General features: G+C 60.5%; 21 protein-coding genes. 3 read left to right on the top strand and 18 right to left on the bottom strand.

Annotated elements, in window-relative coordinates:
- Positions 1 to 14 precede the first annotated feature (14 nt).
- The 4 genes from BLU24_RS14715 to BLU24_RS14700 form a co-directional block, all read right to left on the bottom strand.
- On the bottom strand, positions 15 to 554 hold the full coding sequence (locus BLU24_RS14715) for a hypothetical protein (RefSeq protein WP_090283586.1): 540 nt from the start codon (positions 552 to 554) through the stop codon (positions 15 to 17).
- A gap of 78 nt (positions 555 to 632) precedes the next feature.
- A complete protein-coding gene (locus tag BLU24_RS14710) occupies positions 633 to 2552 on the bottom strand; it encodes a hybrid sensor histidine kinase/response regulator (protein WP_093106699.1) in 1920 nt (639 codons plus the stop codon).
- 5 nt (positions 2553 to 2557) lie between these two features.
- The gene (locus tag BLU24_RS14705; protein ID WP_093101437.1) at positions 2558 to 4876 is read right to left on the bottom strand and encodes an ATP-dependent DNA helicase; all 2319 of its coding nucleotides are present in this window, start codon (positions 4874 to 4876) and stop codon (positions 2558 to 2560) included.
- The gene (locus BLU24_RS14700; protein WP_172833273.1) at positions 4873 to 6540 is read right to left on the bottom strand and encodes a VRR-NUC domain-containing protein; all 1668 of its coding nucleotides are present in this window, start codon (positions 6538 to 6540) and stop codon (positions 4873 to 4875) included. Before BLU24_RS14700 ends, BLU24_RS14705 begins: the two co-directional genes overlap by 4 nt.
- Before the next feature lie 178 nt (positions 6541 to 6718).
- On the opposite strand from BLU24_RS14700, the gene BLU24_RS14695 reads away from it, so the two are divergent.
- Complete coding sequence (locus tag BLU24_RS14695) at positions 6719 to 6943, top strand: YgdI/YgdR family lipoprotein (protein WP_090283590.1); 225 nt, start codon at positions 6719 to 6721, stop codon at positions 6941 to 6943.
- Between the two features lie 45 nt (positions 6944 to 6988).
- Here BLU24_RS14695 and BLU24_RS14690 read toward each other — a convergent pair whose 3' ends face one another.
- A complete protein-coding gene (locus tag BLU24_RS14690) occupies positions 6989 to 7363 on the bottom strand; it encodes a hypothetical protein (RefSeq protein WP_093101435.1) in 375 nt (124 codons plus the stop codon).
- 364 nt (positions 7364 to 7727) lie between these two features.
- Between BLU24_RS14690 and BLU24_RS14685 the strand changes: the two genes are divergently transcribed.
- Positions 7728 to 8507 (top strand): TSUP family transporter, encoded by a 780-nt coding sequence (locus BLU24_RS14685; protein ID WP_090283594.1) that lies wholly within the window; start codon positions 7728 to 7730, stop codon positions 8505 to 8507.
- Here BLU24_RS14685 and nudC read toward each other — a convergent pair.
- The 4 genes from nudC to BLU24_RS14665 form a co-directional block, all read right to left on the bottom strand.
- Positions 8475 to 9305: an NAD(+) diphosphatase gene (nudC, locus tag BLU24_RS14680; protein WP_093101433.1), complete on the bottom strand. Its 831-nt coding sequence runs from the start codon at positions 9303 to 9305 to the stop codon at positions 8475 to 8477. The genes BLU24_RS14685 and nudC overlap by 33 nt on opposite strands.
- Before the next feature lie 6 nt (positions 9306 to 9311).
- Complete coding sequence (locus tag BLU24_RS14675) at positions 9312 to 10124, bottom strand: crotonase/enoyl-CoA hydratase family protein (protein WP_093101431.1); 813 nt, start codon at positions 10122 to 10124, stop codon at positions 9312 to 9314.
- Between the two features lie 228 nt (positions 10125 to 10352).
- Positions 10353 to 11498, bottom strand: coding sequence for a PQQ-dependent sugar dehydrogenase (locus tag BLU24_RS14670; RefSeq protein WP_093101429.1), 1146 nt, complete (start codon positions 11496 to 11498; stop codon positions 10353 to 10355).
- A gap of 51 nt (positions 11499 to 11549) precedes the next feature.
- Positions 11550 to 11870 carry a hypothetical protein gene (locus BLU24_RS14665; protein WP_093101427.1) on the bottom strand — a complete coding sequence of 107 codons (321 nt, stop codon included), beginning with the start codon at positions 11868 to 11870 and terminating at the stop codon, positions 11550 to 11552.
- A gap of 189 nt (positions 11871 to 12059) precedes the next feature.
- Here BLU24_RS14665 and ku point away from each other — a divergent pair, with 189 nt between their 5' ends.
- A complete protein-coding gene (gene ku, locus BLU24_RS14660) occupies positions 12060 to 12920 on the top strand; it encodes a non-homologous end joining protein Ku (protein WP_093101425.1) in 861 nt (286 codons plus the stop codon).
- A gap of 1374 nt (positions 12921 to 14294) precedes the next feature.
- Here ku and lpxO read toward each other — a convergent pair.
- The 9 genes from lpxO to BLU24_RS14610 all read right to left on the bottom strand — a co-directional run bounded on the left by lpxO (position 14295) and on the right by BLU24_RS14610 (position 24013).
- On the bottom strand, positions 14295 to 15194 hold the full coding sequence (gene lpxO, locus BLU24_RS14655; RefSeq protein ID WP_090283607.1) for a lipid A hydroxylase LpxO: 900 nt from the start codon (positions 15192 to 15194) through the stop codon (positions 14295 to 14297).
- Between the two features lie 388 nt (positions 15195 to 15582).
- The gene (locus tag BLU24_RS14650; protein ID WP_090283609.1) at positions 15583 to 16008 is read right to left on the bottom strand and encodes an HPF/RaiA family ribosome-associated protein; all 426 of its coding nucleotides are present in this window, start codon (positions 16006 to 16008) and stop codon (positions 15583 to 15585) included.
- Between the two features lie 36 nt (positions 16009 to 16044).
- Positions 16045 to 16506, bottom strand: a complete 462-nt coding sequence (locus BLU24_RS27795; protein WP_172833226.1) for a hypothetical protein — start codon at positions 16504 to 16506, stop codon at positions 16045 to 16047.
- Positions 16507 to 16572: 66 nt separating this feature from the next.
- On the bottom strand, positions 16573 to 17298 hold the full coding sequence (locus BLU24_RS14635) for a DUF892 family protein (protein ID WP_093101423.1): 726 nt from the start codon (positions 17296 to 17298) through the stop codon (positions 16573 to 16575).
- Entirely contained in the window at positions 17295 to 18470 is a 1176-nt protein-coding gene (locus tag BLU24_RS14630; RefSeq protein ID WP_090283611.1) for a hypothetical protein, read from the bottom strand. The genes BLU24_RS14635 and BLU24_RS14630 overlap by 4 nt, the downstream gene beginning before the upstream one ends.
- 263 nt (positions 18471 to 18733) lie before the next feature.
- Complete coding sequence (locus BLU24_RS14625) at positions 18734 to 20494, bottom strand: ABC transporter ATP-binding protein (protein ID WP_093101421.1); 1761 nt, start codon at positions 20492 to 20494, stop codon at positions 18734 to 18736.
- On the bottom strand, positions 20491 to 21666 hold the full coding sequence (locus BLU24_RS14620) for a beta-glucosidase (RefSeq protein WP_093101419.1): 1176 nt from the start codon (positions 21664 to 21666) through the stop codon (positions 20491 to 20493). Before BLU24_RS14620 ends, BLU24_RS14625 begins: the two co-directional genes overlap by 4 nt.
- Complete coding sequence (glf, locus tag BLU24_RS14615; protein WP_093101417.1) at positions 21666 to 22856, bottom strand: UDP-galactopyranose mutase; 1191 nt, start codon at positions 22854 to 22856, stop codon at positions 21666 to 21668. The genes BLU24_RS14620 and glf overlap by 1 nt, the downstream gene beginning before the upstream one ends.
- Positions 22844 to 24013: a glycosyltransferase family 1 protein gene (locus BLU24_RS14610; RefSeq protein ID WP_093101415.1), complete on the bottom strand. Its 1170-nt coding sequence runs from the start codon at positions 24011 to 24013 to the stop codon at positions 22844 to 22846. The genes glf and BLU24_RS14610 overlap by 13 nt, the downstream gene beginning before the upstream one ends.
- Between the last annotated feature and the right edge of the window lie 155 nt (positions 24014 to 24168).

Raw genomic sequence — 24168 nt, 5'->3', positions numbered from 1 at the left:
TCGATTTCCAGCCATCATCCCCCCGGATTCGTCACCTGAATAAACACCGCATACCCCCCCAGCAATATCCAGAACGTCGCAAAGATCCACGGCGTACGCAACGAAAACAACAGCGACTTGCGATAGCCCTTGTGGCTCGATTCGACCTCGCTGAACAGCGGCGATTCGTCGTACGCCAGCCCCATCACCGGCTCAGCCTCCAATAACTGGCTTTGCTTGAAATGCCAGTGATCAATGATGTCGTACGCGGCGCGAATCCCCGGCCAGGCGTTCAGCGAGCTGAGCACGCCGAGCAGCGCCAGAAACGGCGGTACTACCAGAGTGAACAACTTGCCCCACTCCGGGTTGAGGTTGGCCATGCACGAGGCGAACGCAATCACCAGAAACGACTGCGCCGCCAGATAGGCGTCGGTGCGGTTGGCGAGGATGCTGGTTTCGTACTGGATTTCGCGCCGATAGAAATCCAGACGTTCCTTGGGCGAGCCGAACATCTTGGCGTTGTGTTCGGTCAGCGCCTCTTCTTCAGCACTGGGATGGGTCAATATGCGAGACAAAACAAACGCGCTCCGAGGTGGTTAAAAACCTTTCGAAACCCTCGGTGACGGACAAGTTCAGGCGAACTGACCAGCGCCTCATTTCATCGATTGCGCAATGATCGCCACGAGTCCCATCTGCGTGAATGGCTTGGGCAAGCGCGGCAGTTCGGCGGCGAAGCCTTCCAGGCGTTCGGCATAACCGGTGGCGAGGATGATCGGCAGGTCCGGTTTGAGCATACGCACGGCGTGCGCCAGTTGCGCGCCGCTCATTTTCGGCATGGCCATGTCGGTGATCATCAAGTCGATGACTTCGCCCTGATCGAACAGGCGCAACGCTTGTTCACCGGAAGTGGCACCGAGAACGCGATGACCGAGGTCTTCAAGCAGCAGGCTGGTGCTGGTCAATACCAGCGAGTCGTCATCGACCACCAGTACGCTGAGGCGTGGCACCGAAACCGGCGCAGCCGAGGAAAACTGCGGTTTGCTGGCGACGCCCTCGAGCGCCACCGGAATCCACAGCTCAGCCGTGGTGCCCTGGCCCTTTTCGCTCTTGAGCATGAAACGGCCACCGAGCTGTTCGATAAAACCGTGGACCATCGACAAGCCCAGCCCTGTGCCCTTGCCCAAGCCCTTGGTGGTGAAAAACGGGTCGCGGGCCGAAGCCAGCGTCTGCGCATCCATGCCCTCCCCGGTGTCGGTCAGGCTCAGACAGACGTAACGCCCGGCCGGCAACTGCGAATCGCCCAGCTCCAGCACCACCTGCGGCTGCGCGGTGATGGTCACCGTGCCGCCGTCAGGCATGGCGTCGCGGGCATTGGTCGCCAGATTGAGCAAGGCCAGTTCCAGCTGATTGTTGTCGGCCAGCACTGGCTGCAGATCGTCGGGAAAGAGCGTCTCGATGCGGATGCCCGGCCCCAGCGAGCTGCGCAGCAAACCGGTGATGCCCTGCACCAACTGGGCGATGTCGACCGATTCGGTCTTGAGTTCCTGGCGGCGCGCGAACGCCAGCATGCGCTGGGTCAGCGACACACCGCGCAAGGCACCCTGGGTGGCGTTTTCCAGCAGACGGCTGATTTTCGGGTCGGCACCCATGCGCTTTTGCACGATCTCCAGATTGCCGAGGATCACCGTCAACAGGTTATTGAAATCATGGGCAATGCCGCCGCTGAGTTGACCGATGGCCTGCATCTTCTGCGCCTGAAACAGCGCTTCACGGGTTTTTTCCAGTGCCTGGCGGGACTGATGGGCTTCGGTGATATCGCGGGTGATCTTGGCAAAACCCAGCAGAATGCCGGTATCGCCGCGAATCGCATCGACCACCACATGCGCCAGGAACCGCGTGCCGTCCTTGCGCATGCGCCAGCTCTTGTTCTCGAAACGACCTTCACGGGTGGCGATTTCCAGCGAGCGTTGCGGCTCGCCGAGTTCGCGGTCTTCAGGGGTGTAGAAGATCGAGAAATGCTGACCGATGATTTCTTCCGGCAGATAGCCCTTGATCCGCTGCGCGCCCTGGTTCCAGTTACTGACCCGGCCTTCGGGGCTGAGCATGTAGATCGCGTAATCGGTAACGCCCTGTACCAGCAGGCGGAACTGCTGTTCGCTTTGCTTGAGGGTTTCCTCGGCCATCTTGCGATCGGTGAGGTCACGGGTGATCTTGGCGAAGCCGAGCAAGCGGCCATCCGGGTCGATGATCGGGTCGATCACCACGTGCGACCAGAAGTTGGTGCCATCCTTGCGCACCCGCCAGCCCTCGCCTTCGAAACGCCCTTCGTTGATCGCCGTGTTCAGTGCGCGCTGCGGCAAACCGGCGGCGCGGTCTTCAGCGGTGTAGAACCGTGAAAAGTGTTCGCCGAGGATCTCCGCCTCTTCATAGCCCTTGAAGCGCTTGGCCCCGGAGTTCCAGCTGGTGATGATGCCGTCCGGGTCGATCATGTAGATCGCGTAATCGATCACCGAATCGATCAGCAGGCGAAAACGCATGTTCTCGATCACAGCGTCTTTAGTGTTTTCGCTCATCATGCTCACCGGCCGTTGTCATGAGCGAAATTATGCGGCAATCCGCCGATTTGGGAAGACGTGGTTTCATGATTGATTGCCCACCAGCGCGGCAATAGTTGCTTGATCCGGCTTTCGGCAAAGCGGTCATCGATCAACATGACCACGCCGCGATCCTCACGGGTACGTATGACCCGGCCAGCGGCCTGCACGACTTTTTGCAGGCCGGGGTACAAATAGGTGTAGTCATAACCGGCACCGAAGATTGCCGCCATGCGCCGTTTCAGCTGTTCATTGATCGGGTTGAGCTGGGCCAGCCCCAGTGTGGCGATGAACGCGCCGATCAAACGCGCACCAGGCAGATCGATGCCCTCGCCGAACGCACCGCCGAGCACGGCGAAACCGATGCCCTGGCTGTCTGCGGTGAATTGGTCGAGAAACGCCTGCCGCGCGCCTTCGACCATGCCCCGGGACTGTTGCCAAAGAGTGATGTGCGGATAACGCTCGGCCATCAGCGCCGCCACTTGTTGCAGATAATCGAAGCTGCTGAAGAACGCCAGATAATTGCCCGGGCGCTCACTGAACTGGCGTGCGATCAGTTCGACGATCGGTTCCAGCGACGCCTGACGATGGTTGAACCGGGTGGAAATGCGGCTGACGATCTGCACATCCAGCTGTTCGGCCTGGAACGGTGATTCGACGTCAATCCACACGGTATCGGCCGGTGTGCCGAGCAGATCGGCGTAATAGTTGCGCGGGCTGAGCGTGGCGGAAAACAGCACACTGCTGCGCGCCGCCGTCAGCCGTGGGCCAATGAACGCCGCCGGCACGACGTTGCGCAGGCACAGCTGCGACAGCGGTTTTTTGCGCTCGAGGTCGCGTTTGCTGATATCGAACAGGTAATGCGCGTCGTACAGCTCGGCCACGCGGGCAAATTGCAGCAGGTCGAAATAGAAGTTCTGCAAGCCACTGTCGAGGCCTTGCGGGTGTTCGTTGAGGTAGTCGCCGATGGCGGCACAACACAGCGAGATCGCCTGCAGAAGTTTTTCCGGCGCCTTGTCGTAGGCCTGATACGCCAGCGTTTGCGGCGCGTGCAGGGCGTTCCATTCGCGGTTCAGTCGCTGCAGGCTGTTCTTCAGCGGCGCGGGGGCGTTTTTACGCACGGTGCCCAGCACGAACTGATCAAGGCTGGCGCTGTACATCTGCCGGCCGCGCTCGACGAGGTTGTGCGCCTCGTCGGCGAGCACCGCGACTTTCCATTGGTTGAGCTGGGCGAGGCCGAACAGCAGCGCGCTGAAGTCGAAGTAATAGTTGTAGTCGGCCACCACCACGTCGGCCCAGCGCGCCATTTCCTGGCTCAGGTAATAAGGACACACCGCATGTTGCGCGGCCACTTCACGCATGGCGACTTGATCAAGCAAGCGCAAACGACTGGCCGCCTCGCGCGCCGCGGGCAGGCGATCGTAAAAGCCCTGGGCCAGCGGGCAGGAGTCGCCATGACAGGCTTTGTCCGGGTACTCGCAGGCCTTGTCGCGAGCGACCATTTCCAGGACCCGCAAGGGCAATGCCGGCGACTGCTTGAACAACACCTGGCTGGCATCCAGCGCCAGTTTGCGTCCCGGCGTCTTGGCAGTGAGGAAGAACACCTTGTCCAGTTGCTGCGGCGCCAGCGCCTTGAGCATCGGGAACAGCGTGCCGAGGGTCTTGCCGATGCCGGTCGGCGCCTGCGCCATCAGGCAGCGACCGGTGCTGACCGCTTTGAACACCGATTCGGCCAGATGCCGTTGGCCGGGGCGGAAATCCGTATGGGGAAACGTCAGTTGCTGCGCCGCCAGGTTACGCGCGTCGCGATGGGCCATTTCCTGCTCGGCCCAGAGCAGGAACAACGCGCATTGCTGCTCGAAAAAGCCTTTGAGGGTTTCGGCGCTGAACGACTCGACCAGACAGGTTTCCTTCTCGCTGACGATGTCGAAGTACACCAGCGCCAGATTGATCTGTTCCAGATCGAGTTTGCAGCACATCAACCAGCCATAGATCTTCGCCTGCGCCCAATGCAACTGGCGGTGGTTGGCCGGCTGCTTGTTCAGATCGCCGCGATAGGTTTTGACTTCTTCCAGGCAGTTGGCCGTAGGGTCGTAGCCGTCCGCCCTGCCCTTGACCTTCAACTGGCGGAACTCGCCTTCGAGCGCCACCTCGCTCTGATATTGCTCGCTGCGCCGCGACGCCACGGTGCGATGCCCGGCGATGCCTTCCAGCGCGGTGGGTGACGGGGTGAAACGCAAATCGAGGTCACCGCTCTTGGCGGTAAATTCGCACAGTGCGCGCACGGCGATGCTGTAGCTCAAGCGCTCTGCTCCGCCCATTGCACGTAACACACGGCTACCGGCATCTGGTGTTCGTGGCAGAACTCCAGCCAACGCAGCTGGTTGTCCTGCAATCGATCGCCGGGGCCTTTGACTTCGATCATTCGGTAGGTCTTGCGCTGCGGCCAGAACTGGATCAGATCGGGCATGCCGGCGCGGTTGGCCTTGATGTCGAGCAACAAGCGGTTGAACCAGTGTTTCAGATGTTCAGCCGGCAGGCAGGCCAGCGCCTGTTCCAGCAATTGCTCGTGCAATGCACCCCAGAACACGAACGGTGACTGAATGCCCCACTTGGCAACGAAGCGTTCGCGAATGGTTGCAGTGTAGCGGCCGTCGTCGAGCTCGCTCAGGCACGCCTGAAACAGCTCGGTGCGGCGCTGCTGAAAGTCTTCGTTGAGCAAATCCACCGGCCCGCGCTGGAACGGGTGAAAGAACGCGCCGGGCAATGGCGCGAAAATCGCCGGCCAGCACAGCAGGCCGAACAGCGAATTGATCAGGCTGTTTTCCACGTAATGCACCGGGCCTTCGTCATCGTGCAGGTGCGCCTGCACGTAATACTCGACGGACAACGTCGGATCGACTCTGGGTAAATGCAGATCCAGACGCTCGACCGCTCTCGCCGCTGCGCGTTTGAGCGGCGGCCCACCGAGCTTGCGCCGCAAGCGCGGCACGATACGCTGCAACCCCTGTTGCTCGGCGGCGCTTTCCGGGGCCTGCTGCGCGAGGGTCGCCAGTTCCAGCGCCAGCGGGTATTCGCCACTGCGCTCCAGCACGCGGATCATGCGCAAACGTGCGCCCGGATAGGCGCAATCGCCGTAGATGCTCAGGGCCAGGGCAAATTCGCTGATGCGCTCGCAATACTGGCCGATCTGAAACAACACCTTGCCGCGCCGCCGTTGCAGCCACGGGTTGTCGAAGTGCAGCGCGCTGACCTGCGCGACGATCACTTCAAGCGGCTCACCGGCCTCAAAGCGCAATTGGCATTGGTGCAGGAACAGGCAGGCGTCGACGTCGTCACGACTGCGCAGGCCGCGCGAGTCGGCGCAGAATTCGACCTTTTCGTAGGTAAAGATGCCGAGGTCGGCGAGGACGAATTCCGACCAATCCTGGTACAGATTGCCGAAGAACATCAGGCGCAATCGGTCGCACAGGTCCATCAGGGTCAGTCTGAACAGACGGTCGTCCAGTTGCGGCGCCCAGTCGCGCAGGCTGCGCGGCTCGCTGAACTGTTCGGCCAGTTGCGGTAACCAGTCATCCTTGCGTCCCTTGGGCTGCTCGATGGCAGCGCCGAACGCTTGCAGCAACTCGGCCTTGAGCAGCACATCGAACAACTCGGCGAGCGTCAGCGGCGCGTGTTCCTCGATCCAGCCGTGGGCCAGCAATGGCTGAGCCGCTTCAGCTATGTCGCCAATTTCCAGGTAATTGAGTTTGCCAGCACGAAAATGCACGCCCTTGCGCATGACCATCCGCACCAGCAAGCCCTGTGCCGGGCGCGGCAAGGCATTGAAGTCACAAATAAAGACATGCTCGCGATCGCTCATCACGTCCGCGTAACGAAGTCCAAGCCAATCAAGCACTTGGCGGAAGTTGTTAAGGTAATAGAACGGGTCGTCGAGGGGGTTGGCAGTCACGGAATTCAGGGCCATGGCGAAGCGGATACTGGTTATGCGTACAGATATCAGCTCTGCCCCGCCCGGCGCAAACGGAAAATGATCAATGGCATTTTTTTACCGGGGCCATCGAACTTTTCCGGTGCGGATGGCACCAACCGCGTTAGAAGCCGACAATGCTCGGCAGCACATGAATGAGGCACACGAGGTGGGTATGAAATTCAAGACACTGGGCATTCCTTTGGCCATCGCCGCAGCCCTGGCCCTGGGCGGTTGCTCGACCGCAACCGTCGTCACATTGCAGAACGGCACCCAGTATCTGACCAAGGACATGCCGAAGACCAAAACCGATGATGGCTTCTATGAGTTCGAAGACATCTCCGGGGCGAAAGTGAAGGTTCGTGCAGACGAAGTCGCCACCGTTCGCGAAGAAGACTGAAGGCTGCAAGCGGAGCTGCCGCACGAGGCAGCTCCAACGGCGCAATTACCGGGGCTGGCTCATGCCCGGAATGCTGTTGTCGCAACTGACATAGGTGCCGCCACGCCGGGCGAGTTCCTCTTGCAGGCGCCGGCAACGCGCCAGGTCCTGCTGCTCCATGCGATCGATGATCGGATTGCCGGTGGTTTGCGAGACCACCCCGTCGCCCAGGCGAAACGTTACGTAGGGTTGTTCGGGCTGGATCTGAAAACGGCTTTTTGCTTCGACAGGTTCGACGACCCTGACGTCTGCCGCGCTCGGCGATTGCTCGGTAGTCACGCCGTAACGGCTGAGAATCGAACTGTGAGGCAGATCGGCCCACGCACTGGCCGATCCCAGCGCCAATGTGACGAAACCGATATACCCCTTGAAACCTTTCACGTTTGAAACTCCTTGTGAATGTGATGATGCGCTCCTCAGCGGGAGCGAGCCTGCTCGCGAAGAGGACGGCCCGGCCAGCAATGACCCTGAGTAGAACGAATGAACAGGTAATGGCTTTAGGCCGCATTTTTGATAGTGCAGGGTTTTGAGTCAGAGAATGGTTATGGAGTCACTTTTGAAGCCGGGTTGGCAGTAATCGCCAGCAGGCTGGCTCCCACATAGGTTTTTCTTTGAATAGAGATCCCCTGTGGGAGCCAGCCTGCTGGCGATGGCGCCGTAACTGTCGCCGCAACACTTGGAAATGAGTAACATGTCCGGCCTCCCCGCAGCCCACGTTCTGCGCCTTGCCGAATAAGCCGATTCCATGCCCTTCGAACTCAGCGTTGACCTCACCACCCTGGCCATTCTGGCCGCTGTTGCCTTCCTTGCCGGTTTCATCGATGCCATCGCTGGCGGCGGCGGTTTGCTGACCACGCCCGCCCTGCTCACCGCGGGTCTGCCGCCGCATCTGGTGCTGGGCACCAATAAACTGAGTTCGACCTTCGGTTCGGCGACCGCCAGTTTCACCTTCTATAAGCGCAAACTGTTCCATCCGCGCCAATGGACCCACGCGATCGTCGGCACGCTGGTCGGCGCGCTGACCGGTGCCGTCGTCGCGCATTACCTGCCCGCCGAGTGGCTGAACAAGATGCTGCCGGTGATTGTCTTTGCCTGCGGGCTCTATCTGTTGTTTGGGGGCACGCCGAAGGCGCCGCTGGACAGCAACGCGCCGATCAAAAAGAAATGGCAATCAACCCAAGGCTTCAGCCTCGGCTTCTATGATGGTGTCGCGGGCCCCGGCACTGGTGCGTTCTGGACCGTGAGCAGCCTGCTGCTGTACCCGATCGATCTGGTCAAGGCCAGCGGCGTGGCGCGCAGCATGAACTTCGTCAGCAACATTGCGGCGCTGTCGGTGTTCATCTTTTCCGGTCAGGTCGACTGGATCATCGGCCTGTGCATGGGCCTGTCGGTGATGGTCGGCGCGTTCTTTGGCGCGCGCACGGCGATCAGCGGCGGCGCCAAGTTCATTCGCCCGGTGTTCATTACCGTGGTGCTGGGCTTGACCGTACGTCTAGCCTGGCAGCACTGGTTCAGCGTGGCCTAAGCGCCGCGCGACGTAGACGTCGATCAGATAACGGGCAATCGATTTCGACGCCGGCAGCGGCGGCAAGTCGTGCACGTTGAACCACTGGGCGTCTTCGATCTCGTCTTCCTGACAGACAATCTCACCGCCGGCGTATTCGGCATGGAAGCCGAGCATCATCGAATGCGGAAACGGCCAGCACTGGCTGCCCATGTACTGGATATTCTTCACTTCGATCTGCACTTCTTCGCGCACCTCGCGAATCAGGCATTCCTCGGCCGATTCGCCCGGCTCGGCGAACCCGGCCAGGGTGCTGTAGACGCCGGTGACGAAACGCGGTGAACGTGCCAGCAGCACTTCATCGCCCCGCGTGATCAGCACGATCATGCTCGGCGAGATCCGCGGGTAACTGCGCAGGTCGCAGGGCTGGCAATACATCGCCCGTTCGCGCGGCACCTGCGTCATGGGTTGCCCGCAATTGCCGCAGAAACGATGCTCGCGGGCATAGGTGCCGATCTGCGCGGCGTAACCGAGGACTTTGTAGATTGTGTGGTCGCCTTCGAGCATGAACGCGCGCAGACCTTTCCAGTTGCAACCCGGCACCTCGCTGGCACTGCGCAACTCGAACAGATACACCGGCTCGCCATCGAGATGGCCAATGCCATGCTCGGCGAGGATCGACAGGTCCTGGCGCTTGAGCCATTCGCGAGGAAACAGCGCGCCGTTGTCATCGAACAGAAAGCCTTCCGGGCTGCGCGCCACGGCCATGCCGCCGGGTTGATCGGTGTCGAGTACTGCAGTGGTCCAGCGAGCTGTCATGGTTTCTCAGTCCAGAAATTCGGGTTTCTGTTTGCTCATATGGGCGGCCATGGCCACGCGCAAGTCCGTGGATTGCAGCATGGCGGCGTTCCAGGTGGCAACGTATTCGAGGCCGTCGTCGATGCGATGGTCGCGCATGTAGCTGATCATTTCCTTGGTGCCGGTGACCGCGATCGGCGATTTCGAGGCAATCTCGCGAGCGATGTCGAACACGCCTTCGAGCAGTGCGTCCTTGTCGCTGTAAACGCGATTGACCAAGCCGATATTACGCGCCTCGTCAGCACCAAAGGTGCGACCGGTGTAAGCCAGTTCACGCAGCATGCCGTCACCGATGATCCGTGGCAACCGTTGCAAAGTGCCAACATCGGCAGCCATGCCGATATCGATTTCCTTGATCGAGAATTGCGCGTCCTCGGCGGCGTAGCGCATGTCGCAGGCAGAAATCAGGTCGATCGCACCGCCCAGGCAATAGCCCTGAACCGCGGCCAGCACCGGTTTGCGGCAATTGTCGACAGCATTGAACGAGGCTTGCAGGGCGAGAATCTTGCGCCGCAGCAGCCGCGCATTGCGCCCGACGTCCTTGCCCAGTTCATTGGCAACCCCGGCCAGCATCATCAAATCGATGCCCGAGGAAAAATGTTTGCCGTTGCCGCTGAGCACCACCACGCGCACTTCGTCGGTGTCATCGATCCACTGGAAAATCTCGATGATCTCGCTCCAGAACGCGGCGTTCATCGCGTTGATCTTTTCCGGGCGATTGATCTGCACATGGGCGATGTTATCGGCCAGTTCGACGCTGAAGGCGGAGTATTGAGACATGGCAGTGATCCTTTACCGGGCGTGAAATGAGGCCCGAACTATAACAAGGCATCACGGCGGCGGTTCGGCCAAATGCGGGACTGTCCTGAGTTTTGCTTTGCCTGGACCGGCCTCTTCGCGAGCAGGCTCGCACACAGGGGTATGGCATTCCATGTGTGGGAGCGAGCCTGCTCGCGAAGGCGTCCGCTCTATCAATAGAGATTCTCCGAGTTTTATGGCAATGGGGTCTTACTTCAGACCAATCCTGTACAGCGAACCTTTATCCTCATCGGTCAGCACATACAGATAACCATCCGGCCCCTGGCGCACATCACGGATTCGTTGATTCAGTTCGCCCAGCAAGCGTTCTTCGTGCACGACCTTGTCGCCGTCGAACTGCAAACGGATCAGCTCCTGCGTCACCAGCGCACCGATAAACGCGTTGTGCTGCCATGCTTTGAAGCGGTCGCCATCGTAGAACGTCATGCCGGTGACGCCCGGCGATTTTTCCCAGACATGGTGCGGGGCCACCGTGCCTTCGGCGGTTTTGCCCTGAGCTTCAGGAATGGGTTGCATCGAGTAATTGATGCCGTGGGTTGCCAGCGGCCAGCCATAGTTCTTGCCGCGCTCGATGATGTTTACCTCGTCGCCACCACGCGGGCCGTGTTCGTTTTCCCACAGCGTGCCGGTCCAGGGGTTGAGCGCGGCACCCTGCGGATTGCGCAGGCCATAGGCCCAGATCTCCGGCCGGACGCCGGATTGGCCGACGAAGGGATTGTCGTCCGGGACTTTGCCGTCCGGGTACAAGCGCACGACCTTGCCTTGCAGCTTGTCGAGATCCTGCGCGGTCGGCCGGTCGTTGTTCTCGCCCAAGGTGATGAACAGATAGCCGTCGCGGTCGAACACCAGCCGCGAGCCGAAATGATTGCTGACCGAAAGCTTTGGCTCCTGACGGAAGATCACTTTGAAATCCTTCAACGTCTTCAAGTCATCGGAAAGCCGCCCGCGCCCGACCGCCGTCCCGGCCTTGTTGCCGGCACCACCGCCTTCGGCATAGGACAGATAAACCAGCCGATCCTCCTTGAAGTCCGGCGACAGCACCACGTCCAGCAAACCGCCCTGCCCCTTGGCCCAGACCTGCGGCACACCGGAGATCGGCGCCGACAGTTTGCCGTCGTTGCCGACTACACGCAGATTGCCCGGCCGCTCGGTCACCAGCATGCCCTGGCGATCCGGCAGAAATGCCAGCGCCCACGGATGTTCCAGCCCTGCGGCGACGGTGGTGACTTCGAGGGTGCCCTGCTCGCTTTGCAGCTCTTTGGGCGCAGCGGCGAAGGCTGGCGCGCTGATCAGCGCACCGGCGCACAGTGTGGCTAAAAGGGTTTTACGCAACATGCACGATTCCTTTTGTTCGTTTCAGGGGCCGGCAGAGTACGGTTCTGCCGCTCAACGGTGGCTGTCTCCGCTGCGCGGAGGCGGGTTGGGAATGAAGGTCGGCGGGTGACTCGGCACCGAGCGAATCGGTTGGCCGTTGCCAATGCCACGGTTCTCGACGGTGGGCTGACGCGGCGTCGGAACGGTGTTGGGACCGCGCATCGGCGGTGTGCTCGGCTGGGTGCCTTGCATGCTGTTGGGATTGGCCCGGCGAATCGGGCTGTTGTACGGGTTATTGCTGTTGCCGGTGGGGGTCTGCGCCAGTAACAGGTCAGCATGGACCATACCGCCGCTGAGCAGCAGGGCAAAGATGCCAAGCATGATTCGCGTCATGACGCAGCCTCTCGATGAGCAAGGAATAGAGCCTTCGAGTCCACGCTACGCTGCAGGTTCGGATTTGTTAACCCACACGTCTTAAACAACATGTAACACAACTTGACCAAGTGGTTCCCGGCCCACGCATTCAGGGGAAACTTTCCGCCCGGCGCGCAGGTCATCCGATCATCACTCGGAGAACTGGCTATGGCTCGAGCAATCTGGAAAGGCGCGATCAGTTTCGGACTGGTTCACATCCCTGTCGCGCTGGTCTCGGCAACCTCGTCGCAGGGCGTGGATTTCGATTGGCTCGACAGCCGCAGCATGGAACCGGTGGGCTATAAACGGGTAAACAAGGTCACCGGCAAGGAAGTCACCAAGGAAAACATCGTCAAAGGCGTGGCCTATGAAAAAGGCCGTTATGTGGTGCTAAGCGAGGAAGAAATCCGCTCGGCGCACCCGGTGTCGACCCAGACCATCGACATCTTCTCCTTCGTCGACGCCGAACAGATTCCCCTGCAAAACATCGACACGCCGTATTACCTGGCCCCGGACAAGCGCGGCGGCAAGGTCTACGCCCTGCTGCGCGAAACCCTGAGCAAAACCAACAAAGTCGCCCTCTCCCGCGTGGTCTTGCACACCCGGCAGTACCTCGCCGCGCTGATGCCGGTGGAAGATGCGCTGGTACTGGTAAAACTGCGCTGGCCGCAGGAAGTGCGCAGCCTCGATGAACTGGCACTGGGCAGCGAAGTGACCAAGCCACAGCTGGCCAAGGGCGAACTGGACATGGCCAAACGCCTGGTAGAAGACATGAGCGGCGACTGGAGCCCCGACGACTACAAGGACGAGTTCGAAGACAAGATCATGGCGCTGGTCGAGAAGAAAGCCCATGAAGGCAAGATCGAAGATGTTGAAACAGTGGGCGGCGAGGAAGAACGTAAAACCGCTGACGTTATCGATTTGACCGAACTGCTCAAACGCAGCCTCGGCGGCAAGGCCCCGGCCAAGTCCAAGTCAAAACCGGCGGCCAAGGCGCCGGCGAAGCGGACGAAGAAGGCGTCTGGATGAGCAATAGCAAGCGAAATGAGGGCTGAAAATCAAAAGCCCCTCACCCTAGCCCTCTCCCCGAGGGAGAGGGGACTGACCGTGGTGGATGCGTGAGCTACACCGACCTGCGATACCGAGCCGAACGCAAAATTTGAAAAGCCCAAAGATCGGCCCCCTCTCCCTCGGGAGAGGGCTGGGGTGAGGGGAATCCAAAACAAATCCCAAGCCATGCGCCGCTTCTCACCACTCAATAGGCCGAGTGTCAGCTCGCCTGCTTTTGATCCTGGTCACCGGCGGTGTTGAAGGGATGAAGGCTGAAAATCAAAAGCCCCTCACCCTAGCCCTCTCCCCGAGGGAGAGGGGACTGACCGTGGTGGGTGCGAGAGCTACACCGACCTGCGATACCGAGCCGAACGCAAAATTTGAAAAGCCCAAAGATCGGCCCCCTCTCCCTCGGGAGAGGGCTGGGGTGAGGGGAATCCAAAACAAATCCCAAGCCATGCGCCGCTTCTCACCACTCAATAGGCCGAGTGTCAGCTCGCCTGCTTTTGATCCTGGTCACCGGCGGTGTTGAAGGGATGAAGGCTGAAAATCAAAAGCCCCTCACCCTAGCCCTCTCCCCGAGGGAGAGGGGACTGACCGTGGTGGGTGCGAGAGCTACACCGACCTGCGATACCGAGCCGAACGCAAAATTTGAAAAACCCAAAGATCGGCCCCCTCTCCCTCGGGAGAGGGCTGGGGTGAGGGGCGAATCCAAAACAAATCCCAAGCCATGCGCCGCGTCTCACCACTCAATAGGCCGAGTGTCAGCTCGCCTGCTTTTGATCCTGGCCACCGGCGGTGTTGAAGGGATGAAGGCTGAAAATCAAAAGCCCCTCACCCTAGCCCTCTCCCCGAGGGAGAGGGGACTGACCGTGGTGGATGCGAGAGCTACACCGACCTGCGATACCGAGCCGAACGCAAAATTTGAAAAGCCCAAAGATCGGCCCCCTCTCCCTCGGGAGAGGGCTGGGGTGAGGGGAAAATCCACCACAAATCAAAAGCCAACCACCCGCTTCTAACCACTCAACAATGAGCGTTAGCTCGAGTGCTCTTGATCTTGCCTGACCAGCGACATCGGAAGGCTGAGCGGAGGGATTGATCCAGGCGTGGGAGCGCAGCGACCGTCTGGCGCAGCCAGACACAGCGGAAGTAGGTGCAGCGAAGCAAACCGTAGCCGCTGCGCCCGGATCGATCCCGCAGCGAAGGGACCCGAGCCTGCGAGGGCCGAACGCAGGAGCAAGCGTTTTGGGTTACCTTTTTGGCGTTTGAAAAAGGTGACTCGCCGTAAGGGCGAAACCCTAAGCCGCCGTTACCGCAGCAACGGATATGTACCCAGCAAAAACCAGCCCGTGATCAGATCAGAATGAAGATCGCCAACAACCCAGCAAAAATCGCCCACTTCTCCAGGTAATAACGCGTACGGTTACGCTTCTTCAGCTCCTTGCCCCGCAACCGAATCTTGTAGATCCGCGCAAACAAACGGTTAATGCCACCCGTACGATCCCCCGCATCATTCGGCGCACCCGCCGCCGACATCACCGTACGACTGAACCAGCTATTGAACGCCGCCGCCCAGCGATACTTCATCGGCCGCTCAATGTCACAAAACAGAATGATGCGATTCTGGTCAGTGGTGTTTTCCGCGTAATGAATAAACGTCTCGTCGAACATCACCGCCTCGCCATCGCGCCAGTGATAGCTCTCACCGTCAACGTTGATGTAGCAACCGGCATCGTTAGGCGTATCCAGGCCCAAGTGATAGCGGTACGAACCGGCATACGGATCGCGATGACGCACCAGTTTCGAACCCGGTGGCAGTTCGGCAAACATCGCCGCCTTGATCGAGCCAATGCTCTGCACCAGTTCAGTGGTGCGCGGGCAGAGCTTCATCGCCGAAGGATGGCTCTCGCCGTACCACTTCAGATAGAAACGCTTCCAGCCGCTTTTGAAGAACGAGTTGAAACCCACGTCATCGTACTGGTTCGAGCGTTTGATCTCACCGGCACGCAACAGATTCTGACCTTCTTCGCGAATCTCCTCCCAGTGAGCCTGCAACGGGCTCAGGTCGGGAAACTCGCTCGGGTCGAGATAAGGCTGGTTCGGCTTTTTCGAAAACAGATAGAGGAAGCAATTGATCGGCGCGAGAAACGTCGAGTGGTCGCTCAGTTGTCGACCGAGCTTGTGCCGCACACGCCCACGCAGGTGAACGTAGGCAATCGAAACGACATAGATAGCAGCAATGATGAGTTTCACGGAAATCGTCACACGTCAGAAGTGAACAAACTGCGCGCCGGGTGGCCGAAGGCCCAGCGCCTTGTGCAGCGGTCTGAATACAAAGTGGCACGTCCTTGAGCCCACGCCGCCATCCGGCGTCGGTGAAAGGTGGCATTTTAGCCACAGTTTGTAACCGATTGTGAACCTTCATCTGTGAAAAACTGTCACGCGCAGCGCCACGCGCCGATAACGCCGGCATCGCGCCTTCATTGAAAACTACATGATGGCGCCAGCAGTCCATCGCCGGCGCTCGGATTGACTGATCAATAACGATAAACCGCCGCCGCCCCGGTTTCAGTCGGCATCGAACGCAAGGTGTTCAGTGTCTCGTGAGTAAACGGTTGAATCCGGGCCATGACGACACTCCTTACTCTTTCTCCAGGTCAGCTTGTTTGGCGAGAAACTCGTCTTCGAGCATGGCGTCGATTTCCGCTGGCGAATCCTCGCGGACCGGCGGTGCCGTGAGGCGTCCGGTCGACTCAACGCGCGGTGACAAGCGCCCCACCAGATGCTCCAGCGCATGGGCGATTTTTTTCGCCGCGCCGGCGACGGCCAGTTCCAGACTCTCGGCATGGTGGCTGGCCGACAGCGAACTGTGCCCTTTGGGGTGCGCTTCGATCTGGCAGCGTTTGTCTTGCGCGCCGGCCTTCTGCGCATTGACGTCGCCGACATGAATCTCGAGACGGGTCAGAAACGAGGTATAGCGGTCCAGTTCATCGACCACCGTACTGCCCACCCACTCCTGCAGTTCGGCGCTGCCTTCGATATGGTTGCTGTCTACTTGTACTTGCATGGTGAAATACTCCGCGTGCTCTGGGCTTGAGGGCAGTCAGCAGTTCCCCGGGGGGATGCCGTCCTTGTTGAAGTCCTTCAAGCGTTCGCGCTCCTGCTCGGTGGAATGCGCCGGCACGGTGTCGTTCGGTTGGTTGTTCGGTTCGTCGGGTTGATCGTTCTTTTCTTCAGTCATGATGACGCTCCCATGGGTAGCTGCCGCGTGCGGCGGTTGCTCAAGCTGTCGCTCTTCGTGCCCCCTCGGGAATTGCAGCCATGAGGTTTTCAGGCAATCGCGCTGTTCGCGCGCAAGGCTCTCGAGGGTAAATTCCCGGGCTTGGTCAGCAGCGTTCTTCAGTAGCTGCCAGTCGTCCCGAGTGATCCATTCGTGCAGCAGCAATTCGTCGGCACGCTGGATCAACGTGTGGTGATAATCCTCGGGAAAATCCAGCCGATAAGCGTCGTCCTCCAGCAACAGACGCCACGCTTTCAGTTCCATTTCAAGATCGGTCTCACTCACGATAGTGTCCTTCTCGGGTCGGTGGTTTACCTCGCCAGGCAAGGTAAACCACGCATTGCACTTCGCTCAGCTCACTTGCTCGAGCAGGTCTTTGCGGATGAACTCGCGGACCGTGGCCAAGTGGGTTTCTTCTTGCTCCAGCGCATGTTTAAAGCGTTTGGCAATCAGCGGATGACCGCCCTTCTGCGCCAGCTCGATCAGCAATTCCCAGGCGGCGTTGTCTTCGAGTTCGATGGTCAGGATCGCACTCATCGACTGCGACACCGTGGTGCGCGGGTCGGTCAGCACTTGCAACACGCCCATCGCCTTGACGCCGGCCACGTCCGCGCACGGCGTCATGGCGGTGGGGTCGCCGCCGAGGGTTTCGATGGCTTCGCGCACGATGTTCATGTGTTCGAGTTCTTCAGCCTGGATCTGCCGCAACGTGTCGACCAGCGCCGGATCGGCACCGGGCGCCGAGGTGGCCTTGGCGACCATTGCCTCATACAGGCGCACGCCGGTGCGTTCGAAGGCCAGGCGTTCGCCAAGTTTGTCGATCAGCACTTCCGGGGCCTTGCCGATGGTTTTGTCCAGCGCGGTCTTGAGCATGCCTTTGGTGGTGCCCGGTGCCGGCACCGAGCCGATCAGGTCTGCCTCGCGAATCGCCCGTTCACGTTCAGCGGTGTAGTCGCTCATGTCGCCCGGGACATCGGCCGGGAACATACGAGTCGCCTCCAATTGGCGAGCGGTGTCCTGCGGCGAGGTCTGAATGCCGGTGCGATTGGTGCCGATGGTGACTTGAGGTTCGCTCATTGCTGTTCTCCCACTTCGTTGAGTTCCGTGCCCGGTTTGAAGGTGTAGCCGGCCGAGGCGATGTTGGCGGGCACTCCCTCGCTGTTGAGTTGCGCGCGGTAATCAAGGGAAGGTCGTGCTTCGCGCTCCTTGGGCACGTAGTCGATGCCATGCGCGCGCAGGTCGACTTCCCGCGACAGGGTTTCGCGGACGAAATCACGCTGGCTCTTGAACTCGATCATCCGTGGCAATGGTCCGGCGAGCACTTCGGCGGGGTCGCGTCGTTCGTACTTCTTGAACAGTTCGCAGGCCAGGTTGAGGTGCCCCAGCTCGTAGTCGACGTAGCGCTCCCACAGCGCTTTGAGGCGTGGGTTCTCTTCCTGCTCGGCGCAACTGGCGTAGGTGTAGACCTCCATCGCTTCGTGGACCAGCCACTTCTCCATGAACGTTTCGGCAGGATCCTGCAACGAGCCGTACTGGGTGACGTGCTGTTCTTCGACCGAGGCGATCTCGGCATACAGCGCGCGGGCTACCGGATCGGCAAACAGCGGGCCGATGTTCATGTAGTAATCGTGGGTCTGGTATTCGGCGCCGGTGATCAGCGCCGCGTGGATCTTGGTGATCAGCGCGGCGTTGTCTTTTTCGTAGTTGTCGCGCAGGTCGTCACCAGGGGCGCGGTGATGCTCGCTGGTCGGCCGACCGGGCACGAGATCGGTGTAGCCCTGGAGGATGTTGTTGGCGTCCTTGCCTTCGAGCCGATCGAGCATGGCGGCGTAGCGATACAAATGATCGAAGTCTTCGAGCAGGCCAAACCGGTAGGTCTGCGCCTGATACGGATCGGGCTCGTTCTGCGCGACGGCAGCGGTGACCTCGATCGCCACCTGCTCATAGGCCACCGTGGTTTCCAGTGGCGAATGATCCGCCGAGAGCAGCCAGTTGATCGAAGTCATCTGGTGCTGCTCGGCGCGGCGAATCTGTGCGAGCGGCAGTTGCAGTTCCTTGTGAAAGCGCGCGCCGAAATGCTTGAGTCGCAGCGCGTCGGACTCCACCCCGTTCATCAAAATCACCCGTACACGGGTAAACGCGTCGTCATCGAGCTTGCTGATCGGTTTGCCGGCCAGCTCGCGCCAGGTGAACGTCTGCTTGTCCAACGGCGTGCCTTTGTTGTCCAGCAGGTTGTCAATTTTTGTCATCTGTTGCTCTCCTCAATCAGTCAACACGCAACGCCTCGCGAGGCACGCTGTGAAAAATCGACTGCGCCAGTCATGCGCCCATTCCTCTGTTTCGACGGATGGCGTCCTACAGCGCAACGGCCGTATTGAAAGGCTTGCGGTCTCATGGTGATGACCATAAGAGCGAGGAAAAACATCGATTTACTTGCGCTGAAACCCGATGAGCGGCGCAGTACCGCGCTCAGACATCAAGCGCAGCGAGGCTGGCAAAACCCGCACAATGCTCAACGCTCATGCAGCATCGCCTGCATCTGCCAGAGCGTGCGAAATCGCCCTTGGCGCAGGCGCAATTCATCCGGCGGGCCGTCTTGCACGATCTCGCCTTGTTCCAACACCAGCACGCGGTCGAAGCCGGCAATGGTCGAGAGCCGGTGCGCCACGGCGAGCACCGTTCTGCCACGCATCAGGTTGGCTAACGCGCGCTGGATAATCGCTTCGGAATCGGAATCCAGCGCCGAGGTCGCCTCGTCCAGAATCAGGATCGGCGCGTTCTTGAGAAACGCGCGCGCCAGCCCCAGGCGCTGACGCTGGCCGCCGGAAAGCGTGACGCCGCGTTCTCCGACCGGCGTGTGGTAACCCTCGGGTAAGGCCTGCACGAACTCATCGCAGAACGCTTGCCGGGCGGCATCGATGATTTGCTCCTCGGTGGCGTGGGGCTGGCCGTAGCCGATGTTTTCCAGAATGCTGCGATTGAACAACGCAGGCTCCTGCGGCACGACGGCGATCTGCCGGCGCAAGCTGTCCTGGCTGACCGAACGGATGTCCCGATCGTCGATGAGGATCACGCCGCTTTGCACGTCATCAAGCCGTTGCAACAGGCTGAGCAAGGTGGATTTGCCCGAGCCCGAGGTGCCGGCGATGCCAACACTCTGCCCCGGCGGTATTTCCAGAAACAGGTGCTTGAACACCTGACAACCGTCCGGATAGGCATAGCTGACGTCGAGCAGTTTGATGCCGCCGCGCGTCGGTGCCAGTTCCTCCGGCGTGTCGCTGAGTTCGTGGGGTTGCGCGATGATGCTCAGGGTTTCGGCAATCACGCCCATTTGCTGGCTGGCATCGACCAGCGCCAACGCCAGATCGCGCGAACCGTGAAGAATGCGAAAGGTCAGCGCGCTGACCATCACCACATCGCCCGCCGTCACCTGGCCCTGCCGCCATAACAGGATGGCCCAGCCCAACATCGCTCCGGCCATGATCGACAGGCAGACATCGTGCAGCACACGGGCCTTTTCCAGATAGATCCAGCTGCGTCGATGGGCAGCGGCCTCGATGCCGATCTCGCGCTCCAGCCGCTGACGCTCACGCTCGCGTCCGGAAAACGCCTTGATGGTCCAGACATTGGAGACCAGATCGACGATCTCGCCACCGACCCGTGCCGACTGCGAGGCGAACGCGATATGCCGGTGCCTGCCGCGCACCCCGACCATCGTCAGCAACGCCGCCACCAGCAACACGCAGACGATCAACGCCAGCGCCATGGAATCGCGCACCGAAAACAGCACCACCACCGCGCCGAGGAAATCCACGCAGGGCGGCACGATGCGCCACGCCATACCGCCGTAGACGACATCGGCGGCGCCACCGGCCGCCGCCACCCGGTTGGCCAGCGAGCCGCTGAAGTGCCGTTTGAAATAGCGCATCGGGTGGCCGGTCAGGTGATGAAACAGATCCACACGCAGATCCGCACAACTGCCGACCACGGTGTAGCAGCCGACCCAGCCGCCGAGTCGCCACAACACGTTTTCCAGCACGATCAATGCAATGAACAGGCTGAACGCGCGCCACACTTGCCCGGCCTGTGACTCACCGGCCATCGCATCGACCAGCAGTTTCATGCCGTACTGCACCGCCACCGCGCAGCACGCAGCACCGATCACCAGCGCCAACATGGTGCTGAAGTGAAATGGCCGCACCCTGACATAACGCCACAAGAACGCACTCGCCGAGGCCGGCAATGGCTCATGACGCAAATGCTGAAAACTCATCGCGGCCACCGCTTGTCAGCCAGATGCAGCTGCTCGCCGATGCGCTCGGGCACTTGCACAAGCTCAACACACAACGGATGAAAACCCGCGCGCTGGCCCTCGCCATCGGGATAGCCGAAAACTCCGGTCGGACAGTAACGGTCATCATCCCAGCCGGGGTAATCGAGAAACGGGTACCAGCAAATGCCCTGCACCGGCACGCCACGCGCGAGCGCGATTTGCACCTGCTCGACGATATAGCGCAGCCACGGCACGCGCTCGGTGTCCTCCGCCCCGGTTTCCGAGATCAGCAGCGGTCGCTGATAACGCTGATGCAGTTCTTTGAGCATGCCGGCCAGCGGCCGGTAATCGCGTTCACCGCGGTGGATTCGCGCCCCTTCGAAAAACCACTGGTTATGCGGGTAAAAGTTTGCACCGATGATGTCCAGGTAATGTTCCTGCCCGCCCAGTCCAGGCCATTGCCGCCCGGCCAGCAAGTCCCAGGCTTCGAACTGCGCCAGGCGATATCGCTCGGCGTTTTCCAGCTCGTCGCTGCGCCGCGAGCCGGAGATGACGTTGATCAACGGGTCGCACTGGACGAAACGCGCGGCCGGCGCCTGTTCGCGAATCGCCTCGATCGCCGCGATGCTCGCTCGAACCAACTGATGTTTGAGCTCTTGCCCGCGCCCGTGAGCACCGGGGTTGAAATAGCCGACATCACCGCCGGCCCAACTCCAGAAAGAGATTTCGTTGATCGGCGAATAGAACGGCACGCTGACCCCTTCATCGCTCATCAGTCGCGCCGCGGCACCAGCAAAACGGGCGAAGCGCTCGACAAACGCCGGCTGCCAGATATCCAGATCATCCGGATAGCCGTAATGGCACAAGTCCCAGACCACTTGCAGTTGCGCGCCTTGCGCCGCTTTGAGCATCGGCAGAAAACTGCCCCAGTCATATCGGCCGGGGCTGCTTTCGATCAGATGCCAGCGCAACCCGTCCCGTGCGCAGCGGATGCGCAGATCGGCCAGTTGCCGATAGTCCTTGTCTGCCCACTGCGCGTGGCCGGTGCTGCTGAGCAGATCCAGCCGTCGACCATCGCGGCGGCGCTGACTGGAACATTCGTAACCGGCCATCACAAAGCTGTCAAACAGCGCAGCGGGCTCGAGTCCGTCACCCTTCGGCTGCGCGGTCATCAGGCATCCAGCCTCGCCTCATCGGGCAGCGTCTGGCTTTGCGCTTCGATATCGCGATACAACGCCAACGCCTGCCCGACGACCTGGTCCATGTTGTAGTACTTGTAAGTGCCCAGCCGCCCAAGAAACGTCACGTTCGGGGTTTGCTCGGCGAGCGCCCGATAGCGTTTGTACAGCTCGGCGTTTTCCGGGCGTGGCACCGGGTAATACGGGTCGCCGTCGTCACAGGGAAACTCATAGCTGATGCTGGTGCTCGGGTGCGTCTGACCGGTGAGATGCTTGTACTCGGTGATCCGCGTGTACGGCACCTCGGGGTCGGGGAAATTCACCACGGCGACCGGTTGATAGCGTTCCTGCTCCAGCGTCTGATGCTCGAAGCGCAAGGAGCGGTACGGCAAACGCCCCAACTGAAAGTCGAAGTACTCGTCGATCGGCCCGCAGTAAATGACGTGCCGGTACTTCACCACATCGCGCACGTGCTTGAAGTCCGCGCTCAGCAACAGATCGATTCGCGGGTGATCGAGCATCCGCTCGAACATTTGCGTGTAACCGTGCAGCGGCATGATCTGGAACGTGTCGGTGAAGTAGCGGTCGTCCTCGTTGGTGCGCGTCGGCACCCGCGAGGTGACCGATTTGTCCAGCGCCGATGGATCGAGCCCCCACTGTTTTCGCGTGTAGCCGCGAAAGAATTTTTCATACAGCTCACGGCCGATCTGGTTGACCACCACGTCTTCGGAGGTGCGAATCGTCGCAACCGGTTCGGCGCGCTCGGCCAGAAACTGTTCCGCCTCGACCGAGTTCATCGACAAACCGTAGAGCGCATTGAGCGTACTCAGGTTGATCGGGATCGGCACCAACTGGCCGTCAACCCTGGCCAGCACTCGGTGCTCGTAAGGACGCCACTCGGTAAAACGCGACAGGTAATCGACGATGCGCTGCGCGTTGGTGTGAAAAATGTGCGGACCGTAGCGGTGCACCAATACGCCCGCGGCATCGTAATGGTCGTAGGCATTGCCGGCGATATGGTCGCGGCGATCGATCAGCAGCACGTGGCGGCCGAGGCCTTCGGCCAAACGTTCGGCGATGACACTGCCGGCAAACCCGGCGCCGACGATCAAATAGTCATAGACCCCACTGTCGGTCTGACTGGATGGGCCGGATCTGGCCGCTTCAAGGGTTATCTGAGACATTCGATCTGCTCCTTCATGAAGCGGCAAGTGTTGTCCCACGACATGCCCGCGATAGCGGCGTCGGCGCGTTGTACAAATTCATCGGTGCCTTTGAGCGGCAGCGCGCGCTCGATCGCTTCGATGAACGCCCCGGCCGTATCGGCAATGAACACCGCCCCGCTCTCCCCGTAGCCGCTGATCACATCGTGGATCGGTGTCGATACCACCGGACAGCCGCCAGCGAGATATTCCGGGGTCTTGGTCGGGCTGATAAAACGAGTGGAAGCGTTGAGGGCGAACGGCATCAGCGCCACGTCCCAACCGCTGAGATAGGCAGGTAGTTCGGCGTATTGCTTCGCCCCCAGATAATGAATGTTCGGCCGACGTGGCAGGGTCTGCGGATCGATCTTGACCACCGGCCCGACCAGCACGATTTGCCAATCGGCACGTTGCTGCGCGACCTGGTCGATCAGGTCGATATCGAAGCGCTCATCGATGACACCAAAAAAACCCAGGCGTGGCCGTGCGATCAGGGCCTGATCCGCTGGTTCCGGCACATCCTGGCGCGCCACTGCGAAGTGTGCGATATCGACGCTGCTCGGCACCGGATAAGCATTGCCATGCTGGCGCTGCTTGACCTCCCACAGACTGACGCCGCCGGTGAAGACCACGTCTGCCCGGCCCATCAGCAAGCGCTCCATGTCGATCAATTGCGCCGGCGCGCCCATGAACGCCGACAGCTCATCCATGCAGTCGTAGATCGTGACTTGCGCATCGAGGTGATCGGTAAATGCCAGGCTCATCGGGGTGAAATACCAGAGCAGCAGATCGCCCTGCTCACGCCCGACAAGCAGTTGGTCGAGCAAGGCTCGTTGCGCTGACACCACGGCTTCGTGATCGAGACCTTCGGGCACATGCGGGACCGCCACTTGTATGCCTGCGACGGGCGTTGACGTTTCCAGCCAGGGACTCTCACTACCGGACACCAGCGGTTCTTCAAAAAAAATCACATCGTAGTGCTGTGCCAGACGCGACATCACATGCTGCGGTCGCTGAAAAACAAAACCCCAGCGCAAATGCGACAGGCACACCAGCGTGGGGCGGGTTTGCGTCGCCAGCTCGACGAGCTTTTGCGCATTCAGAATCGGCGACTGTCCGGGTTGTTCGGCAAGGTTCATGGCACGGTCCTTTTCAAGAGAAGGAAAGACGACTCAGGATCGAGCCATCGGGCCGTAACACCCGTGAAACAGCAGGTGTCCGGCTTCTCTCGATGAGTCCGTACGGCTCTTGATCGTTGGAAACGTGGCGTTCACGAGGCGTTCACACGAACAAT

It is taken from the genome of Pseudomonas sp. Z003-0.4C(8344-21) (genome assembly GCF_900104975.1).
Classification (GTDB): domain Bacteria; phylum Pseudomonadota; class Gammaproteobacteria; order Pseudomonadales; family Pseudomonadaceae; genus Aquipseudomonas; species Aquipseudomonas granadensis.
Note: the sequence above shows the minus strand (reverse complement) of the source record. Positions and strands in the feature narration are given on the sequence as shown.

What these genes read in the sequence shown, in the direction of transcription:
- BLU24_RS14635 (WP_093101423.1), bottom strand. Translation starts at nt 17,298, where the DNA reads ATGAGCGAACCTCAAGTCACCATCGGCACCAATCGCACCGGCATTCAG.
- BLU24_RS14695 (WP_090283590.1), top strand. Translation starts at nt 6,719, where the DNA reads ATGAAATTCAAGACACTGGGCATTCCTTTGGCCATCGCCGCAGCCCTG.
- BLU24_RS14710 (WP_093106699.1), bottom strand. Translation starts at nt 2,552, where the DNA reads ATGAGCGAAAACACTAAAGACGCTGTGATCGAGAACATGCGTTTTCGC.
- BLU24_RS14700 (WP_172833273.1), bottom strand. Translation starts at nt 6,540, where the DNA reads ATGGCCCTGAATTCCGTGACTGCCAACCCCCTCGACGACCCGTTCTAT.
- BLU24_RS14665 (WP_093101427.1), bottom strand. Translation starts at nt 11,870, where the DNA reads ATGACGCGAATCATGCTTGGCATCTTTGCCCTGCTGCTCAGCGGCGGT.
- BLU24_RS14625 (WP_093101421.1), bottom strand. Translation starts at nt 20,494, where the DNA reads ATGAGTTTTCAGCATTTGCGTCATGAGCCATTGCCGGCCTCGGCGAGT.
- BLU24_RS14620 (WP_093101419.1), bottom strand. Translation starts at nt 21,666, where the DNA reads ATGACCGCGCAGCCGAAGGGTGACGGACTCGAGCCCGCTGCGCTGTTT.
- BLU24_RS14650 (WP_090283609.1), bottom strand. Translation starts at nt 16,008, where the DNA reads ATGCAAGTACAAGTAGACAGCAACCATATCGAAGGCAGCGCCGAACTG.
- BLU24_RS14630 (WP_090283611.1), bottom strand. Translation starts at nt 18,470, where the DNA reads ATGACAAAAATTGACAACCTGCTGGACAACAAAGGCACGCCGTTGGAC.
- BLU24_RS14685 (WP_090283594.1), top strand. Translation starts at nt 7,728, where the DNA reads ATGCCCTTCGAACTCAGCGTTGACCTCACCACCCTGGCCATTCTGGCC.
- ku (WP_093101425.1), top strand. Translation starts at nt 12,060, where the DNA reads ATGGCTCGAGCAATCTGGAAAGGCGCGATCAGTTTCGGACTGGTTCAC.
- nudC (WP_093101433.1), bottom strand. Translation starts at nt 9,305, where the DNA reads ATGACAGCTCGCTGGACCACTGCAGTACTCGACACCGATCAACCCGGC.
- BLU24_RS14610 (WP_093101415.1), bottom strand. Translation starts at nt 24,013, where the DNA reads ATGAACCTTGCCGAACAACCCGGACAGTCGCCGATTCTGAATGCGCAA.
- BLU24_RS14670 (WP_093101429.1), bottom strand. Translation starts at nt 11,498, where the DNA reads ATGTTGCGTAAAACCCTTTTAGCCACACTGTGCGCCGGTGCGCTGATC.
- glf (WP_093101417.1), bottom strand. Translation starts at nt 22,856, where the DNA reads ATGTCTCAGATAACCCTTGAAGCGGCCAGATCCGGCCCATCCAGTCAG.
- BLU24_RS14675 (WP_093101431.1), bottom strand. Translation starts at nt 10,124, where the DNA reads ATGTCTCAATACTCCGCCTTCAGCGTCGAACTGGCCGATAACATCGCC.